Consider the following 1,765-nt stretch of genomic DNA (forward strand, 5'->3'; position numbering starts at 1 on the left):
CCTCGGCGACACCCCGCCGCAGCAGGACCCGCACATGCAGGCGTGGCGGGCCGCGTACGCCGCCTTCGGCGCCAAGCCGTCCAAGTTCCGCAACTCCGCCGAGGCGCTGGCCCGCCGCGCCCTCGCCGACGCCGGACTGCCGCGCATCAACCGGCTGGTCGACATCTACAACGCCGTCAGCGTCGCCCACCTCGTCCCCGTCGGCGGCGAGGACACCGACCGCATCGACGGCGACATGCACCTCGTCCGCGCCACCGGCGAGGAGCGCTTCGACGAGGAGCACCCCGAGCCCGGCGAGGTCGTCTGGCGCGACGGCGCGGGCGTGACCTGCCGCCGCTGGAACTGGCGCCAGGGCGTGCGCACCCGGCTCACCGAGGAGTCGGTGAACGCGCTGTTCCTGCTGGAGCGGCAGGAGCCGATGACGTACGAGGAGCTGACCGCGGCGGCGCAGGAGCTGGCCGAGGCGCTGCAGAAGAGCTCGCCCGGCGCCGAGATCGAGATCCGCGAGCCCGCCTGACGGCGCGGCGCCCGGCCGCCACCACCCTCGACCTCACCCTCGACCTGCAGTGGAGATCGAGGGTGAGGAAGGGCCGGTCGAGGCGGGTCCGACGGGCGTACGTCGCGGGGCCCGGCCCTCCGCTCAGACCCCCGGCGCCGGCGCGCTGCCGCCCAGGTGCGCGGGCTGCCACCAGTCGTCCCCCGGCCCCCGCGGGTGGTCCGGGTAGGCGCGCTGGGCCGCCTCCAGCAACTCCTGGATCCGGCCCTTGAGCCGCTCCGTCAGCTTCTCCGCGTCCTCGTGCGCCCCCTCGGCCGGCAGTGCCCCGTCCGCCACCCCGTCCACGGTCGGCACCGGCGCGCCCAGGCGCAGCGTGATCGGCAGGTGGTTCCGCCCGAAGTCGCGGGGCCGGCCCTTGGTCCAGATCCGCTGCGTCCCCCACACCGCCATCGGCAGCAGCGGCACCCCGGCCTGCTGCGCCAGCCGCGCGGCGCCCGACTTGAACGACTTCAGCGTGAACGACTGCGAGATCGTCGCCTCCGGGAAGACCCCGACGACCTCACCCGAGCGCAGCGCGCGCAGCGCGTGCGAGAACGCCTGCCCGCCCTGCGCGCGGTCGACCGGAATGTGCCTCATCGCGCGCAGCAGGGGGCCGGAGACGCGGTGGCGGAAGACCGACTCCTTGGTCATGAAGCGCACGAACCGCTTCGCCGGCCGGGCCGCGTAGCCGCAGAACACGAAGTCCAGGTAGCTGATGTGGTTGCTCACCAGGACCGCGCCGCCGCGGCGCGGGACGTGTTCCTGGCCCTTCAGGTCGATCCGCAGGTCCATCGCCTTGAAGGCGGTCTTGCAGATGCCGACGACGGGCGGGTAGACGAGGTCTGCCATGCCGGGCTGGTCCCTTCTCCGGCCCGGAGGGTCAGGAGCTCCCGGCGGAAGTTACGCGCGCGTAGGTACGTACATCCCCGATCGTGCACGACGTGCGCGCCGCGCGCCAGACCCACCCCTCCGGCGTGACGGGATCTTGTCACCGCCGCGGGGCGGTGCTGCATGCTGGAGTGCATGGAGGAGAAGGCGGACGGCGCGCCGGAGCGACTGACGGCGGCCGACCTGGACACGGCGGCTCTGGGGGAGCGGGCCACCCTCGTGCAGTTCTCCAGCGCCTTCTGCCGCCCCTGCGCCGCCACGCGGCGGATCCTCGCGGACGTCGCGGGCATGGTCGCCGGCGTGGCGTACGTGGACGTCGACGCCGAGAGCCACCTCGGACTC

The 1,765-nt window shown here is 74.1% G+C and carries 3 protein-coding genes; 2 read left to right on the top strand and 1 reads right to left on the bottom strand.

The window, feature by feature from the left end; genetic code table 11:
• Positions 1 to 517, top strand: a 517-nt coding sequence (locus tag H5J30_RS31145) for a B3/B4 domain-containing protein (protein WP_181790868.1), incomplete at its 5' end; no start/stop codon positions are given.
• Between the two features lie 123 nt (positions 518 to 640).
• On the opposite strand, the gene H5J30_RS31150 is transcribed toward H5J30_RS31145, so the two are convergent.
• Complete coding sequence (locus tag H5J30_RS31150; RefSeq protein WP_181790870.1) at positions 641 to 1,384, bottom strand: lysophospholipid acyltransferase family protein; 744 nt, start codon at positions 1,382 to 1,384, stop codon at positions 641 to 643.
• Between the two features lie 162 nt (positions 1,385 to 1,546).
• On the opposite strand from H5J30_RS31150, the gene H5J30_RS31155 reads away from it, so the two are divergent.
• On the top strand, positions 1,547 to 1,765 hold a 219-nt coding region (locus tag H5J30_RS31155; RefSeq protein WP_508471010.1), incomplete at its 3' end, for a YbbN family protein.

Source organism: Streptomyces phytophilus (assembly GCF_013870535.1).
Taxonomy (GTDB): Bacteria; Actinomycetota; Actinomycetes; order Streptomycetales; family Streptomycetaceae; genus Streptomyces; species Streptomyces phytophilus.

Bases quoted from the DNA above. Each gene is read 5' to 3' on its own strand.
- H5J30_RS31150 (WP_181790870.1), bottom strand. From the start codon at position 1,384: ATGGCAGACCTCGTCTACCCGCCCGTCGTCGGCATCTGCAAGACCGCC.